Below are 15,930 nucleotides of genomic sequence, written 5' to 3'. Positions count from 1 at the left end.
GGCAGCACATCTGGGCGTTCCTCGGCGATGGCGAGACCGACGAACCCGAAACCCTCGGCGCCATCAACCTCGCCGCGCGCGAAAAGCTCGACAACCTGACGTTTGTCGTCAACTGCAACCTGCAGCGGCTGGATGGCCCGGTTCGCGGCAACGGAAAAATCATCCAGGAGCTGGAGGCTTCCTTCCGCGGCGCGGGCTGGAACGTGATCAAGGTGTTGTGGGGCGACAGCTGGGACCCGTTGCTGGAGAAGGACGACGAAGGCCTGCTGGCCAAGCGCATGGGCGAGGTGGTCGATGGCCAGTACCAGAAATACACCGTCGAGGATGCCGAATATGTCCGAGACCATTTCTTCGGCACCGATCCGCGCCTGCTCAAGCTGGCCGAACATCTGTCCGACTCCGAGCTCAAGCGCATGCGCCGCGGCGGACACGATCCGGCCAAGGTTTATGCCGCCTACAAGAAGGCCCTCGAAACCAAAGGCCGGCCGACGGTCATTTTGGCGAAAACGGTCAAGGGCTACGGGCTCGGCAGCGCGGGCGAAGGCCAGAACATCACCCACTCGCAAAAGAAACTCGGCGAAAATGCGCTGCGCGAATTCCGCACCCGTTTCGGCATTCCGATTTCCGACGAGGAGATCGACCGCGTTCCGTTCTTCCGCCCGGACGAAAACAGTCCGGAAATGCAATACCTTAAAAAACGGCGAGAGGAACTGGGGGGCCATGTGCCCAGCCGCCGCACCGACTACGCGCCCCTCGAAATGCCCGCCGACAAGATTTTTCAGGAGTTCGATGCCGGCACCGAACGCCCGGTCTCCACCACGATGGTCTTCGTTCGCATCCTGTCCAAGCTGCTGTCCGACAAAAACATCGGCAAGCTGGTGGATCCGATCGTGCCGGACGAAGCGCGCACGTTCGGCATGGATGCGCTCTTCCGGCAGGTCGGCATCTATGCCCATACCGGCCAGCTCTACGAACCGGTCGATGCCGACAACCTGCTTTTCTACAAGGAAGCCAAGGATGGCCAAATCCTCGAAGAAGGGATCACCGAGGCCGGGGCCTTCTCGTCGTTCGTTGCGGCGGGCACCGCCTATGCCAACCATGGCATCAACACCATCCCGTTCTACACCTACTATTCGATGTTCGGCTTCCAGCGCATCGCCGACCTCGCCTGGTTGGCGGGCGACTCGCGCTGCAAAGGTTTCCTGATGGGGGCCACGGCCGGGCGGACGACGCTGGCGGGCGAGGGGCTGCAGCACCAGGACGGCCACGGCATCGTCTTGGCGCTCACCATCCCGAACCTCGTTGCCTACGACCCGGCCTATGCCTACGAACTGGCGGCCATCGTCAAGGACGGCATTCGACGCATGTACGTCGAGAACGAACAGGTCTTCTTCTACATCACGCTGATGAACGACAACTACGAACAGCCGCCCATGCCCGAAGGCGCCGAAGAGGGGATCCTCAAGGGCATCTACAAACTGCGGGCGTCCGAAAAGGCCCAGGCCCAGATTCTCGGCAGCGGCGCCATCCTGCCGCAGGCGGTCCTGGCGGCCACCATGCTGAAAGAAACCTATGGCGTTGAAACCAACCTCTGGTCGGTCACGAGCTACAAAAACCTGATCAACGATGCGCTCGATGCCGAACGCGAATCCATCCGCAACGGAAAACCCGCCAAAGCCTTCATCGCCGAATGCCTGGAAAATGAAACGGGCCCGGTAATCGCCGCATCCGACTACATGAAGCTGTTGCCGGCCGCCCTGTCGGCCGCGGTGCCCGGCGGAATCGTTTCGCTCGGAACCGACGGCTTCGGCCGCTCCGATGGGCGCCGTGCGCTCCGGAAGCATTTCGAGGTCGATGCCAATGCCATTGCGTGGGCGGTCCTCTCTTCGCTGGCGGCTCGCGGTGAATTTGACTCGAAGAAGCTGGAGAAGGCCCGGAAGAAGCTGGGCATCGATTCCGGCAAACCCAATCCGGTAGGAGAATAGAACCATGGCTGTTGAATTCAAGTTGCCCGAGCTGGGCGAAAACATCGAATCGGGCGACGTCGTAAACGTGCTCGTGAGTGTCGGCGACATGGTCACCGAAGGGCAATCCCTTCTGGAGCTCGAGGCCGGCAAGGCCAGCATGGAAATCCCTTCTCCCGTTACCGGGGCGATTACGGCCGTGCACATTGCCAATGGCGACACCGTCAAGGTCGGCGATCTTGCCTTCAGTATCGATTCCGAAACCGCGGTGCCAAGTCCCGCTCCGGAGGCCCCGGCGGAAAAGCCCGAAGTTGCGGCAACGGCCGCCGCTGAACCCGAGGTTGCGGCGCCGATGCCCGAGGTTGCGGCGCCGGCCGAAAAGCCTGCGCCCGTGGCCCCGAAGCCCGCTTCGGCCCCGTCCGCCGCGAAAAAGGCGGTTTCCGCCGCCCCCAACGTGCGCCGCTTGGCGCGCGAACTGGGCGTGGACATCCACCAGGTCGTCCCGTCGACCGACGGGGGGCGCATCAGCCTGGAGGATGTAAAGCGCTTTGCGAAATCCTCGATGGAAGGCGGCGGCGGCAACCGCCCGAGTGCGCAGGGCGCAACCCGCGTTGAAAAAATGTCTGCCATCCGCAAGGCGACCCTGCAGCATATGACGCATTGCTGGACGACCATTCCGCACGTCACCCAGCAGGACTGGGCCGACATCACGCATCTGGATGACCTTCGCAAACGGTTTGCCAAAAAAGCCGAGGCCGAAGGGGCCAAGCTCACCATCACGGCCATTCTGGTGAAGGTGGCGGCCTCCGCGCTCAAGGTCTTCCCGAACTTCAATTGCAGCATCGATCCGGACAGCGCGGAGATTATCTACAAGCAATTCTACAACATCGGAATTGCGGTCGATACCGACAAGGGCCTGATGGTCCCCGTCATTCGCGCCGCCGACCAAAAGAACATGATCGCGCTTTCGAAGGATCTTGGCGAAATCGCCGCCAAGGCGCGCGAGGGCAAGATCGGGCTGGACGACTTGAAGGGCGGAACCTTCACCATCAGCAACCTTGGCGGAATCGGCGGAACCTTCTTCACGCCCATCATCAACTCGCCGGAGGTCGCCATTCTCGGGGTTGGCCGGGCCGTGGAACAAGACGGCAAGCTGATGATGCCGCTTTCGCTCTCCTACGACCACCGCATCATCGACGGGGCCGACGGCGCGCGCTTCATTCGCTGGATCGTGGAGGCGCTCGAAGAGCCGTTGCTCCTGGCGCTGGAAGGCTAGGGGCTTCCCCTGGCCAAGCACGAAAAAAGCCCGTTTTCCAACGGGCTTTTTCGGTGCTCGGCAGTGAGCGCTAGAAGTCGACGATGTTGGAGATGTAGCTCTCCAGCTCGGCGATCGGCATGCGAACCTGCTCCATGGTGTCGCGGTCGCGAACCGTCACGCAGTTGTCCTGCTCGATGGTCTCGAAATCGACGGTCACGCAAAGCGGGGTGCCGATCTCGTCCTGGCGGCGGTAGCGGCGGCCGACGGCCCCGGTCTGGTCGTAGAACGTTTTCCAGCGTTTGGAAAGCATGCCGTAGACCTCGCGGGCTTTCTCCACCAGCGGCTCCTTGTTCTTGACGAGCGGCAGAACCGCGACCTTGTACGGTGCGATGCAGGGCGCGAAGCGCAACACGGTGCGGGCTTCGTGGCCGTCCGGTGCGCGCTTGGCGCCGGCTTCGGCGGTGATGATCTCGCCGGTCTCCTTGTTGATCCACTCTTCGCGGTAGGCTTCGCAGAGCAGCGCCAGCGCGATGCGGTCGACGCCGGCCGAGGGCTCGATGACGTGCGGGATGTAGGTTTCGTTGGTGTCCGGATCGTGGTATTCGAGCTTTTTCCCGGCGGTGTTCTGGTGCTGGGTCAGGTCGAAGTTGCCGCGGGCGGCGATGCCTTCGAGCTCCTGCGTGCCGAACGGGAAGTCGTACATGATGTCGGTGCAGGCGCTCGCGTAGTGGGCGAGGGCGTCGCCTTCGTGGATGTCGCGGTGCATGCGGCCTTCGGGCAGGCCGACCTTTTCGTACCACTTAAGGCGCTCGGTCACCCAGTATTCGTGCTGCTCGGCATCGGTGCCGGGCTTGATGAAGAATTCGAGTTCCATCTGTTCGAACTCGCGCGAACGGAAGGTGTAGTTGCGCGGGTTGATCTCGTTGCGGAAGGCCTTGCCGATCTGCGCGATGCCGAACGGCACCTTGTTGCGGACGGTGGAGCAGACGTTGCCGAACTGCGCGACGATGCCCTGTGCGGTTTCCGGCCGGAGGTAGGTGATGTTGGAGCTTTCCTCGACGGGGCCGACGTAGGTTTTGAACATCAGGTTGAACGCGCGCGGCTCGGTGAGCGTGCCCGGTTCGTTGGTGTCGGGGCCAACGAGCTTGCCGTACGCGTCCAGCGGAATGTCCAGCAGGGCGACTTCTTCGTAGTCGGCAACGTCGCCCTTGGCGATTTTCGAGATTTTCTTTTCGGCGGGGGCCGGCGCATTTTCGTGGTAGGCGAACATCAGCGCTTCGGCATCGGTCTTGTGCTTGAGCACGAAGATCTGGTCGGCACGGTAGCGGCCTTTGGTTTCGCGGCAGTCGAGCATCGGATCCTTGAAGTTGCCGACGTGCCCGGAGGCTTCCCATACCTTCGGGTGCATGATGATCGAGCTGTCGAGGCCAACGATGTCCTCGCGCAGCTGCGTCATCGATTTCCACCAGCAGGATTTGATGTTGCGCTTCATCTCGACGCCGAGCGGGCCGTAGTCCCAGAAGCCGTTGATCCCCCCGTAGATTTCGGAGGTTTGGAAAATGAAACCACGCCGCTTGCAGAGGCTGACAAGGGCGTCCATTGTTACTTCGTAGTCGTTTGCGTTCATAAGACGGGCGAGAATGCCGAAGGGCGATAGGGTGGTCAAGGATTCCATATCCTTTTTTGACTGTAAAATGCCGGCCGGCTTCGGCTACAGTGCCGGCCATGAAGGAAATCAACCCCAAGCGAATCGTTCCGGTCTCCACGGTCACCGTTGTCCTGTTTTCCCTGCTCGGCATTTTCGAGCTGTTCGTGCTGTTTGGCGGGCTGGAAGTGAAGGCGTCCACCGTCAAGCGGTTCGCCCCTTGGTTGCACGGCCCCTACACGCGGATGGTCGGCGAGCATCCCTCCACCCGGCCCGATTGGGAGGACCAGCAACTGGAAACCCCCGAGGCGGAGGCCGAGACAGCCGCGGCCTCCATCGGCGGATTCCGCCCGGATGAGCTGGATGTGCAGCTTGAGGCCGCCAAGCAGGCGGAACCCGAAACCAAAATCGAAGAGCCTTCCGCCGCGATTCCGGTTTCCATCCCCACGGACCAAAAGGAAGAGCCGGTCGACGAGGACATCCCCGTCGGTTAAGCGATCCTTGGATAACCCGGCCGACGGGAACTTCTGAGCCTATTTCCCGGCAATGGCCGCTTTGACGGTTTCCGCAATGATTTTGGCGCCGGCGGCATTCGGATGAATCGAGTCGGGAAACAGTGCTTGCTGATTGGCGAGGGGGGTATGCAGGTCGATGATCTTGACGCCGGTCTGTTTGGCAATTTCGTCGATCATGGGAAGAATCTCCTCTTTGACCACGGTTCCGGAGATCGGCCCCTTGTTGGGGTATGCCGGAACCGGGTAGCAAACCCAGACCTCCGGCTTGCTCGGCAGCTTCCGAAAGCTTTCGATCAACGCGACATAGTTGGGAACATATTCCGATTTGTGCTTCCAGTTGTCGGGCTTGGTGTCGTTCGTCCCCAATTTGATGACGACGATGTCCGGATTGAACTCGAGCGCCGCCTTGTATTGCGGCCGCTTCCAATACGGTTTGTTGCCCTTTTTCAGCAAGGTCGTTCCGCTGACCCCGAAATTCTTGACGGTTGCCTTTTCCCCCATCAGCGCGCCGAGTTGGGCGGGATAGCAATTGGCCTCGCGGTTTTCGATTCGGGCACCAAAGGTGATGCTGTCGCCAACGCAGGCGATCTTGAGCTGCGCCGGTTTTTCGGCCGGCGCGTTGGCGAGCGCCGCGCCGGCGGAAAGAAGAGTGGCCGCGGCAATCAGAGAGTTAAAGGTCCGGTGGTTCATGGTAATTCCTGCTTTCGTTTGGGTTTTTCCATTCATGGGAGAAGGGTTGCCGGCGGGCGTCAGACCTTCCAATAGGCGAGGAATTCGACATTCCCGGCGGGCCCTTTAATCGGGGAGGTGCAGCACGCCAGCCATTCGAAACCGAGTTCCTCGGTGCCGAATTTCCGGATTTTTTCGATGACTTGCTCATGGATGGCGGGGTCGCGGACCACGCCGCCTTTGCCGACCTGCTCCTTGCCCGCCTCGAATTGGGGCTTGATGAGCGACACGATATGTCCGCCCGGTTTCAGCAGCCCCTTTAACGGCGGAAGGATTTTGGTGAGCGAGATGAACGAGGTGTCGATGCTGCAAAAATCGGCCAATTCCGGGATGTCCTCGCGGGTGATGTAGCGGGCGTTGGTGTTTTCCATCACGACCACGCGCGGATCCTCGCGCAGCTTGTAGTGCAGCTGGTTGGTGCCGCAATCGACCGCATAGACCTTGGCCGCACCGTGCTGGAGCATGAAATCGGTAAAGCCCCCGGTCGACGAGCCGATGTCGAGGCAGATCGCGTCCTGGAGGTCGAACCCGAACCGTTCATGCGCCCCTTCGATCTTGAGCCCGCCGCGGCTGACATATTTTTCCTTCGCCTTCAGCGTGATGGCGGCATCGTCCGGGAAGAGGTGGCCCGGTTTGGTGGCGAGCTGTTCGCCAACGGAAACCATGGCCGCCCGGATCAGGCGCTGGGCCTGCTCCCGGCTATCGGCCAGTTCGCGTTGCACAAGGAGTTGGTCTAGTCGTGTTTTCGGCATCCGGCTATTTACAAACCACATGTCCGGCAGAATCAATGTAAAACCGCGCCGATTGCAGGGCTCTGCGCTTCAATTGGGGAAATCCCGCCCGCGATTGCCCGCCAAAAGCAACTTCCGCGGCGAATAAGAATTGCTGTCCGGCCTAAGGCTATGTATTCCTATGAACTGCATATTATACATATGGATAGTCTTGGGGCTGGGTTGATATGCCGCCGGGGTGCTTTTCGGCAACGATGAAAATAGGCGGAGCGGCGGGGGGATCCCGGCTCCGGACAGGGAAATAACTGAGAGCTATTGCAACAAAGGAGAATGTGAATGAGTGATTCGAAGAAGAAAACGCCGGTGGTTCCGCCGCAACTGGTCCTGACGTTCGTGTTGGTGACGATTTTGTTCCCGCTGTGGGGGTTCGCCAACGACATCACCAACCCGATGGTGGCGGCCTTTAAAAACATTCTGCTGCTCTCGAACTTCGAAAGCTCGCTGGTGCAGGCGGCGTTCTATGGCGGCTATGCGCTGATGGCGATTCCCGCGGCGCTCTTCATCAAGAAGTTTTCCTACAAGAAGGGCGTGGTGCTCGGCCTGGCGCTCTACTCGTTCGCCTGCCTGATGTTCATCCCCAGCGGTTTGGCGATGTCCTACCCGCTGTTCCTGCTCTCCTACCTGATCATGACCAGCGGCCTCTCGTTCCTGGAAACGACCGCCAACCCCTACATCCTTTCGATGGGCGACGAAGCGACGGCGACCCGCCGCCTCAACCTCGCCCAGGCGTTCAACCCGATGGGGTCGATCGTCGGCATGTTCGTGGCGAGCATGTTCATTCTGGCCAGCCTCGATGGCACCAGCGAGACCGCCCGCCGCCAGATGAAGGCGCTGGCCGAAACCGGAACCCCGGTCCACCTGCAGGAAGTCGAGGGGCAGATCGGCACCGCCGACGCCTTGGTCGAAGTGACCGCCACGGCGGACTGGCAGGAGAGCAAGAAGCTCTACAAAAAGGCGGGCGAGCTTTCGGCGGCGCTGAAGGCCGGCACCTTCCTGCTCGACAACGCCAACGGCGCGCAGGCGGCTTCGGTGAGCGAAGCGCTGGCCGCCCAGCCCAAGGGCAACAAGTTCAAGGCCGCCGCCGACGCGGTGGCCGTGGTGCTGCAGGTCAAGGCCAAGCCGCGCCCGACCCCCGCCGAAGCCAAGCGCAACGAACTCTTCGTCGGCGACCGCGGACTGGAGCTGACGCTCGCCCTCAACCAGGAGCAGCCGCTGCTCGCCAAGGCCGCCGCCGACCAATGGAACACCGCCGACCGCCACTTTAGCCAGGCCGTCGCCCCCGCCGCCGAGCTGGCCGCGATGTTCGCGCCCGACGCCGCGCTGGATGCCGCCAAGGCCGCCGCCCTCGCCACCACGGTCCGGCAGGAGCTGGCCGCCGCCCAAGGCGCCCTGTCCGCCATTCCGACCGACGGGCTGAAGGCCTACTTCGCCACCGCCGGAACCGGGCTCTCCACGATCCAGAAGGCCGACCTCGGCATCGTCTCCACCCCGTACGCCCTGATGGGCGGGTTCCTCATCCTCGTGGTCATCCTCTTCGCCTGGAAGCTGCCGGCCAAGACCCAGGGCGAACACGAAGACGACCAGGGCGGCATGGATGTCGGCGGCACCCTCAAGCGCCTCTTCAAAAACGCCACCTACATCGAAGGCGTCGTGGCGCAGACCTTCTACGTCGGCGCGCAGATCATGTGCTGGACCTTCATCGTGCAGTACGGATCGATGGAACTCGGCCTCTCCAAGGCCACCGCGCAGAACTGCAACATCCTGGCCATGGTCATCTTCGTTTCCAGCCGCTTCATCTGCACCTTCCTGATGCACTACATCAGCTCCGGCGCACTGCTCGCGATCCTCGCCGCCGGCGCCATCGCGCTGACCACGGGCACGATCTTCGTCGAAGGCTACGCCGGGCTCTACTGCCTGATCGGCGTCTCCGCCTGCATGTCGCTGATGTTCCCGACCATCTACGGCATCGCCCTCGACGGGCTCGGCGACGACGCCAAGCTCGGCTCCGCCGGCCTGATCCTCGCCATCGGCGGCGGCTGCATCATGACGCCGCTGCAAGGCCGGATCATCGACCTGCCGCCGATCGACCTCGGCTTCATGGAACTCGCCAGCGTACGCGCCTCCTTCGTGCTGCCGCTGATCTGCTTCGTGGTCATCGCCCTCTACGGCTGGCGCACGTTCACCATCCACCACAAGGTCGACAAAGCGTAGCGGCCAAACCGCGGTCGAAGGTCGGAAGCCCCGACCTTCGACTTTTGAACCAATCAACACAGGAGAAAAACCATGCTTAAAGGAATCGATCCGATTGTAAGCCCCGACCTTTTGAAAATCCTCGCCGAAATGGGGCATGGCGACGAAATCGTATTGTCCGATGCCCACTTCCCGGGACACACCTTCTGTCCGAAGAATGTGCTGCGCGGCGACGGCCTGCAGATTCCGGCGCTGCTCGAAGGCATCATTCCGCTGTTCGAACTCGATGCCTATGATGATCCGTTGATCATGATGGCCGCCGTTGAAGGCGACGAGCTGGATCCGCAGGTGGAAACCGACTACCTAACCGCCATCCGGAAGGCCGCGCCGAATGCGCCGGCCGTTAAGCGCATCGGCCGTTTCGAGTTCTACGACCGCGCCGAAAAGGCCTACGCCTGCGTCGTTACCGGGACGACGGCCAAATACGGCAACATCATCCTGAAAAAGGGCGTGACGCCGATGGGCTAACTCCATCGACGCGCGACACGCAAGGCGTGACCGGTTTCCGGTCGCGCCTTTTGTTTTGGTGCGCCCGGCAGGGTGCACCTGCTTGGAGGTGAAAGTCCTCTACAGGCCCGACAGGGTGCGCGGGTTCGAGGCTTGGGGCCTTGCCGGACTCGATTTGCGCTTGGAAAACGCTCGTTATCGACGGTTCCGGGGCGTGTTGCGGAGGAGGGCTAAGCGAAGGGCGGGGGGCTGAATCGGATAGAAACGAAGCAAGGAAAAGAAGCCCCGCGTTGGCCGTCATTTAGGCGAACCTCTATCACCGCGTGATAGATGTGGGCGCAAATCAAGCCGGATTCCAGAACCCTCCCTTATTCAAGGGCATGTAGGCACCGGGCCGAAGCATAAGCTCCCTTTCAGTTAGCATTGGGTAAGAGGAGATGCCTATTGTTGCGTACCACGTAGGGCTTCATTCCTTTCCTTAACTTCTGTGGACAAGCTACCATTTGACTCCCGGATAGACCATAAAAAAATGGGTTTCGGGCGAATTCTTCGAGATGAAATTTGCTAACGCACTGCCAGTCGGATAGGTTGCAAACATGGAAATCCTGAAAAAAATGCTGTTTGAAAAGAACCATCCCGGCATCCAATTCTTGAAGTATGCTTTTTGCGGCGGGTTTGCCTTCGCGGCGGATGTCGTCACCTTTTTTATCGTGGCCTGGTTTTTCTTTCCGGCATTGACGCAGGACGATGTTTTCGTGCGCCTGCTCAACCTGCAGGTCGAACCGGTTAGCGATGCGGCGCGAACCATTAATTTCGTCATATGCAGCGCGTTGGCGTTCATGGTTTCCAACATGACGGCCTACGTTTTGAATGTCTTGTTTGTCTTCAAGGCGGGAAAGCATACCCGATGGAAAGAACTCGCCTTGTTCTATCTGGTCTCCGGCATCAGTATCGCGATCGGCACCGGGGTCGGGGCGCTGTTGATCAACGTATTCGGCCTGACCACGACCTTCTCCTATGTCGCCAAAGCGTTTTTTGCGACGATGATCAATTATGCCGGGCGTAAGTTCTTCATCTTCCACGGGTGATGCGGCACTTGCGAATCCTGCGAAAAACGGGCTTTCAAAGCCGGGGGCGGGATTGTAGATTGCGCCGTCTTATGAGCAAACCATGCATATTTTTCGACCGGGACGGCATCGTGAATGAATCGCCGGGGCCGGGCTATGTCGAGCGCTGGGAGGATTTCCACCTGCAACCCGGATTTGTCGCCGCCCTCAAGGCGGTGTCGGCCAAGGGCTATCCGGCGGTCATCGTCACCAACCAGCAGGGCGTCGCGAAGGGGCTTTATTCTAAAGAGGGGCTGGACACGATCCACGGCAACATGCGTGCGCAATTGCGCAGCCATGGCGTCGATGTGCTGGACATTTTCCAATGCACCCATCTGGCGGCCGAGGATTGCGCGTGCCGAAAGCCCAAGCCGGGGATGCTGCTCGATGCGGCGCAGAAGCATGGACTGGATTTGTCGCGATCGTGGATGATCGGCGACAGCGAAAAGGATGTAGCGGCCGGGGCGGCCGCCGGGTGCAGGACCATCCGGGTGTGCCCATCCGGCGAAGAAACCAAGGCCGAATTCCAAGTCGAGAGCATGGACGAGGTGGCCGCGATTTTGGAAAAGGAGTTGGACCCATGCGGATAGTCGAAACCAACAGTCCCGATGAAACCTGGGAGCTGGCCGCGGAGTTGGCCGGCGAACTCGGCGCCGGGACCGTCATCGCGCTCCACGGCGACCTTGGCGCCGGGAAGACCTGCTTTATTCAAGGCTTTGCCGCGGCGCTGGGGATCGACGAACCCATCACCAGCCCAACCTATACCTTGATCGGCGAATACGAAGGCCGCTTGCCGTTGCACCACATCGACCTCTATCGCCTGTCGGGTCCGGAAGAGGCCCTCGGCCTAGGGCTGGAGGAATATTTCGATGTCGACGGCATTACCGCCATCGAATGGGCGGAGCGCGCGGAAGGCCTGCTGCCGCCGGATCTGTTGCATGTTGAAATCAAGGCCGATGCCCACTCCGGAACGCGTACGTTCCGCATCTTCAGGGAGAATGAAGCGTGAAAATTTTTGCCATCGAACTCAGTTCCCGTTTTGGAAGCATGGCCTTGCTCGAGGACGGCAGGATCGTCGCCGAGAAAAGCTGGGAAGAAAACTTCAAGAACCGCCAGCAACTTTTCGATGCCTTGGCCGCGATGGAAATCGATTGGGACGGCGTGGATCTCTTTGCGGTCGGTCGCGGTCCCGGCGCCTTTTCCGGCATGCGGATCGGATTCTCCGTAATCAACTCGTTGGCCGCCCCGGCGAACAAAGCCGTATATGCCCTCAACAGTGGCGCCGCGCTGGCCGCGCAATGCGGCGCGGATAAAACCGTGGTGGTGGGCGATGCCCGCCGCAACAAGGTCTGGGCCGGCGTCTTTGCCGGAACGGACTTGGTGCAGGAATTCGAACTGCTGGAGATCGACGCGCTGAAGGATCTTGTGCCGGATGACGCCTTGGTGGTCAGCCCGGACCGGGACCGCCTTGCCGAGCTGATGTCCGGTTTCAACGGGCTGGACAAACCCGTCTACCCAACCGCCGGCAAGCTGGCGGAATTGATTGCGCAACGCCTCGACGCCGGAATCGAATCCGAGCCGTTCGAACCGCTCTACATGCACCCGCCCGTCTTCATCGCCCCGCGTTTCCCGGCGTAGGTTTTCGGTCGAGCTGCCCGACCACGATGCCGGAAACGATGAGCGCCATGCCGATCAGGCTGGTGAGGGTCGGCGATTCGCCGGGGAGAAAGATCCAGCTGAGGATTGCGCCGCCGAGCGGCATGATGAACTTCCAAAGGTTGAGTTTCGAAACCTTGATCTTGCTCAGCAGGTGGAACCAGATGGCAAAGGCCGTGGCCGAAATGGCTGCGAGCCACAGCAGGGTGCCGTAATAGCTGGCCGGCAAGGCCAGTTTCGGTGCGCCTTCGAAGGGCCGGGCGATCAGCAACAGCACCACGCCGCCAAGCAGCATCTGTGCGCTGTTGAGGGCAACCGGATGCAGGCCGCCCTTGCGCTTGGCCACCACAACGTTTCCGATGGCGGAAACAAACCCGCCGCTAAGCAACAGCATGAGCCCGAAAAATTCCTTTAGACCAACCGGGTTCCAGGGTTTCGTGGCGAGGCTGATCAGAATGACGCCGGACATGCCCAGCCCAATGCCCGTCATGGTCTGGCGTTTCATTTTGTCGTCCCGCATCAGCAGGTGCGCCATCAGCGCCGAGGCCAGGGGCCCGACCCCGATCATGATGGCGCCCTCGGCCCCGCGCACCCAGCTGAGGCCAATGAAAAAGGTGGCATAGAGGTAGATCGTGTGGAAGAGGCTGACCAGTAGCACCGTCGCGAACTCTTTTCGGAGCAGGCGGAACGGGGCCATCAAGCTGCCGCACAGCGGAATCTGAAGCAGGCCGGCCAGCACGAAGCGCGTGCCCGCCAGGTTTAGCGGGGTTTGGTGCTCGAGGGCTTTCTTCCCGGCAACAAACGCGGACGACCACAGCAGGCAGGCGAAAATCGCCATCAGATTGTTTCGGAGGGCTCCTGCCGGCGGGGATGTTTGTGTTGCGCTTTTGTTCATGAAGGGACAGACGGTCTCAAACTCCGGGTTTGCGTGTCCAGCTGTCTTTGACGCTATTAAAACAATCGAAACCCGTAAAAAAGTTCGGTGTTTTGCGGTGCTTGCGCTTTCTTGTTCAATGGATAGAATCGTTGGCCGATCGGAGATCAGGATGGTTGAAGAGTCTAAAGCGTTGGTGTGCGGCGAACTGCCGACCCGGTTCCAGCCGGCGATGGGCACGGTGCTGGTGGCCGGGGCCACGGGCTACATCGGGGGACGGTTGGTGCCGGAATTGATCGGTCGCGGCTACCGCGTCCGCGTGATGGTGCGCGCGGAATCGCCCGAACACGCCGAACGCTGGCCCGAAGCCGAGGTCGCGGTGGCCGATGCCTTGATCGAGGAGGAGGTGCTCGCCGCCCTCGAAGGCGTCGATACGGCCTACTACCTGATCCACTCGATGTTGATCGGGTTGCACCGCTTCGAAGATACCGACATCCGCGCCGCGCGCAATTTCCGCACCGCCGCCGAAGCGCGGGGCGTGAAGCGCATCATCTATCTCGGCGGTCTGGGCGACGCGCGCACGACGCTCTCGCACCACCTTTCCAGCCGTGCGCAAGTGGCGGAAGAATTCCGCAAGGGAGCGGTCCCCGTCACGATCCTGCGCGCGGCGATCATCATTGGCTCGGGTAGCGCCTCCTACGAAATGATCAACCACCTCGTCCGCCGGATCCCGCTCTTTCTCGTGCCCGGGTGGGCCAAAACCCGCTGCCAACCGATCGGCCTGCGCGACGTGATCAAGTCGCTCGTCGGCGTGCTGGAACTGCCCGAATCGGCGGGCCGCTCGTTCGATATCGGCGGCTCGGATGTCCATACCTACGAGGAAATGCTCAAGCTGCACGCCGAGATCCTCGGCAAGAAACGGATCTTCTGGCCTTCGCCCGTTTCAAACATCGGCTTTTATTCGTATATCACGAGCCTGCTCACCCCGGTGCCCGCCGCCATCACCTGGTGCCTGATGGAAAGCGTGATCCACGACGTCGTCTGCACCGAAAACGATATTCTCGAGCTGATTCCCTTTCGGCGCATCTCCTGCAAGGAGGCGCTGGTGATGGCCCTCTCGCGCGAAGAGCAGGATGCCGTTTCAACACGTTGGTCCGACAGCTATCCCCCGGACTATGAACTGGCCATCAAGCTGAGCGAGATCGACGGCCCGCCGACCTACACCAGCTCCTATTCGCTGGTGACCTCCAAGACCGCCGATGCGTTGTTCCGGTCGATCACCCACATCGGCGGCCGCAACGGCTGGTTCCACAGCACCTTCCTGTGGCGTATCCGCGGCGCCATCGACCGCCTGCTGCGCGGTGTCGGCACCACCCGCGGGCGGCGCAGCTCCTCCGGCCTGCGGGTCAACGACGTGGTCGATTTCTGGCGCGTCGAGGAGATCCGCTACCATCGGCAACTCCTGCTGCGCGCCGAGATGAAGGTGCCGGGCTACGCCTGGCTCGAGTTCCGCGTCGATCCGGTTGCGGGCGAAAAGAACCGGTTGTCGGTCAATGCCTACTACAAAACCAAGGGCCTGTGGGGCCGGGCCTATTGGTATCTGTTCCTGCCGTTCCACCACTTCATCTTTTCCGATCTCATCAAACAGATCGAACGGCGCAGCGATTAGCTTCCTCCATGGCTCACAAACGCGAGCATTGCCGGCGTTGCGCCGGACGGAAAAAAAGTAGGGACAACCCGGAACAAAGAGCGCCGGCCAGACGCCGACCCCGCGCGGATAGACCTTGGGGCTTCTAGCTCCATTGGACCGGGTCCACCCGGTAATACTCCTTCAGCTCTTCGTAAAGCGCCGGATGCTTTTCTTGCAACTGCTTCGGCTTTTCAAAAAACGTTTCGGTGGCGACCGCGAAAAACTCCGCCGGGTTGGTGGCGCCGTAGCGGTCCATCGTGTCCTTCCGGCCGTGTTGGGTTTTGTCGACGAGTTCGGCGTATTCCTCGCGGAAAACCTTCGCCCAAGTCGAATAGGCCGAGCGTTCCTGCAAAATGGGAATCCCGTCGGCCGCGCCGTCCTCCTGATCGAGCTGGTGCGCAAACTCGTGGAAGGTCACGTTGTGCCCGTCTTCGAAGTTGCGCGCGCCTCCCGCAACGCTGTTCCACGAAAGGACCACCACGCCCGTATTCCACGATTCGCCGAGTCGCGCCTGCTCGCCGTCGGTGTAGGTGTGCGGATAAAGCAGGATGCTCTTCAGTTTCGGATAAACCGGACTGCTTCTGCCGATCAGCAGCAGGCACGCCTGCGCCGCGACCGTGACCTTCATCGCTTCCGTGAGTTCCAGCCCGCCGCACCCTTCGAAGTGTTTCTCCGCCAGGAATACCTGCATGTAGCCGGCGAGCTGCGTCCACTGTTCCGCCGACAGCTTTCCAATCATCGGCAAGCTTTTTTCGAGGATCGGACGCCAAGTGTCCGGCGGTGGGGTTGAGTATAGTTTTTCCCGTCTTCGCAATCGCATCCGACGAATGGCAAAAGCGATGGCGATGCCGGCCAAAGTCAGGGCGGTGATGGCGATTATCGAGTTCACGCGGGAGTCACCTGGCCGAGCGCGATTGCCATGAGCGTCGCGGTCAAAACGTTCTTCGGTTCAAGCAGGTGGCAACACGAGTCTGTCTGCCCGATGATTTCCCTTTTTACGAGTTT

The 15,930-nt window shown here is 61.0% G+C and carries 14 protein-coding genes and 1 pseudogene; 10 read left to right on the top strand and 5 right to left on the bottom strand.

The window, feature by feature from the left end; genetic code table 11:
* Both aceE and ABYO54_RS04530 read left to right on the top strand, forming a co-directional pair.
* Nucleotides 1-1,985, top strand: a 1,985-nt coding sequence (gene aceE, locus ABYO54_RS04535; RefSeq protein ID WP_372807054.1) for a pyruvate dehydrogenase (acetyl-transferring), homodimeric type, incomplete at its 5' end; no start/stop codon positions are given.
* Nucleotides 1,986-1,989: 4 nt separating this feature from the next.
* Entirely contained in the window at nt 1,990-3,240 is a 1,251-nt protein-coding gene (locus ABYO54_RS04530) for a 2-oxo acid dehydrogenase subunit E2 (RefSeq protein ID WP_372807053.1), read from the top strand.
* Nucleotides 3,241-3,310: 70 nt separating this feature from the next.
* Here the strand turns inward: ABYO54_RS04530 and ABYO54_RS04525 are convergent, their stop codons facing one another.
* Nucleotides 3,311-4,897, bottom strand: a complete 1,587-nt coding sequence (locus ABYO54_RS04525; protein ID WP_372807052.1) for a glycine--tRNA ligase — start codon at nt 4,895-4,897, stop codon at nt 3,311-3,313.
* Between the two features lie 50 nt (nt 4,898-4,947).
* On the opposite strand from ABYO54_RS04525, the gene ABYO54_RS04520 reads away from it, so the two are divergent.
* Nucleotides 4,948-5,361, top strand: coding sequence for a hypothetical protein (locus ABYO54_RS04520; RefSeq protein ID WP_372807051.1), 414 nt, complete (start codon nt 4,948-4,950; stop codon nt 5,359-5,361).
* Between the two features lie 39 nt (nt 5,362-5,400).
* Here ABYO54_RS04520 and ABYO54_RS04515 read toward each other — a convergent pair whose 3' ends face one another.
* Nucleotides 5,401-6,072, bottom strand: a complete 672-nt coding sequence (locus ABYO54_RS04515; RefSeq protein ID WP_372807050.1) for a GDSL-type esterase/lipase family protein — start codon at nt 6,070-6,072, stop codon at nt 5,401-5,403.
* A 59-nt stretch (nt 6,073-6,131) separates the two neighbouring features.
* A complete protein-coding gene (locus ABYO54_RS04510; RefSeq protein ID WP_372807049.1) occupies nt 6,132-6,863 on the bottom strand; it encodes a TlyA family RNA methyltransferase in 732 nt (243 codons plus the stop codon).
* Nucleotides 6,864-7,178: 315 nt separating this feature from the next.
* Here ABYO54_RS04510 and ABYO54_RS04505 point away from each other — a divergent pair.
* The 6 genes and pseudogenes from ABYO54_RS04505 to tsaB form a co-directional block, all read left to right on the top strand.
* A pseudogene (locus ABYO54_RS04505) lies at nt 7,179-7,694 on the top strand (MFS transporter); the annotation flags it as partial.
* 1,491 nt (nt 7,695-9,185) lie between these two features.
* The gene (fucU, locus tag ABYO54_RS04500) at nt 9,186-9,620 is read left to right on the top strand and encodes an L-fucose mutarotase (RefSeq protein WP_372807048.1); all 435 of its coding nucleotides are present in this window, start codon (nt 9,186-9,188) and stop codon (nt 9,618-9,620) included.
* 575 nt (nt 9,621-10,195) lie between these two features.
* Complete coding sequence (locus ABYO54_RS04495) at nt 10,196-10,687, top strand: GtrA family protein (protein WP_372807047.1); 492 nt, start codon at nt 10,196-10,198, stop codon at nt 10,685-10,687.
* Nucleotides 10,688-10,758: 71 nt separating this feature from the next.
* The gene (locus ABYO54_RS04490; protein WP_372807046.1) at nt 10,759-11,295 is read left to right on the top strand and encodes a D-glycero-alpha-D-manno-heptose-1,7-bisphosphate 7-phosphatase; all 537 of its coding nucleotides are present in this window, start codon (nt 10,759-10,761) and stop codon (nt 11,293-11,295) included.
* A complete protein-coding gene (gene tsaE, locus ABYO54_RS04485; protein WP_372807045.1) occupies nt 11,286-11,714 on the top strand; it encodes a tRNA (adenosine(37)-N6)-threonylcarbamoyltransferase complex ATPase subunit type 1 TsaE in 429 nt (142 codons plus the stop codon). The genes ABYO54_RS04490 and tsaE overlap by 10 nt, the downstream gene beginning before the upstream one ends.
* Complete coding sequence (gene tsaB / locus ABYO54_RS04480) at nt 11,711-12,343, top strand: tRNA (adenosine(37)-N6)-threonylcarbamoyltransferase complex dimerization subunit type 1 TsaB (protein ID WP_372807044.1); 633 nt, start codon at nt 11,711-11,713, stop codon at nt 12,341-12,343. Before tsaE ends, tsaB begins: the two co-directional genes overlap by 4 nt.
* Here tsaB and ABYO54_RS04475 read toward each other — a convergent pair.
* Entirely contained in the window at nt 12,318-13,199 is an 882-nt protein-coding gene (locus ABYO54_RS04475) for a DMT family transporter (RefSeq protein ID WP_372807043.1), read from the bottom strand. The two genes, tsaB and ABYO54_RS04475, sit on opposite strands and share 26 nt — an antisense overlap.
* A 208-nt stretch (nt 13,200-13,407) precedes the next feature.
* On the opposite strand from ABYO54_RS04475, the gene ABYO54_RS04470 reads away from it, so the two are divergent.
* Nucleotides 13,408-14,904 (top strand): SDR family oxidoreductase, encoded by a 1,497-nt coding sequence (locus ABYO54_RS04470; protein WP_372807042.1) that lies wholly within the window; start codon nt 13,408-13,410, stop codon nt 14,902-14,904.
* Nucleotides 14,905-15,028: 124 nt separating this feature from the next.
* Here the strand turns inward: ABYO54_RS04470 and ABYO54_RS04465 are convergent, their stop codons facing one another.
* Entirely contained in the window at nt 15,029-15,745 is a 717-nt protein-coding gene (locus tag ABYO54_RS04465) for a zinc-dependent peptidase (RefSeq protein ID WP_372807055.1), read from the bottom strand.
* Nucleotides 15,746-15,930: the final 185 nt, after the last annotated feature.

Origin of the sequence: Pontiella sp. (assembly GCF_041622395.1) — a bacterium.
In the GTDB taxonomy this organism is placed as follows: domain Bacteria; phylum Verrucomicrobiota; class Kiritimatiellia; order Kiritimatiellales; family Pontiellaceae; genus Pontiella.
Note: the sequence above shows the minus strand (reverse complement) of the source record. Positions and strands in the feature narration are given on the sequence as shown.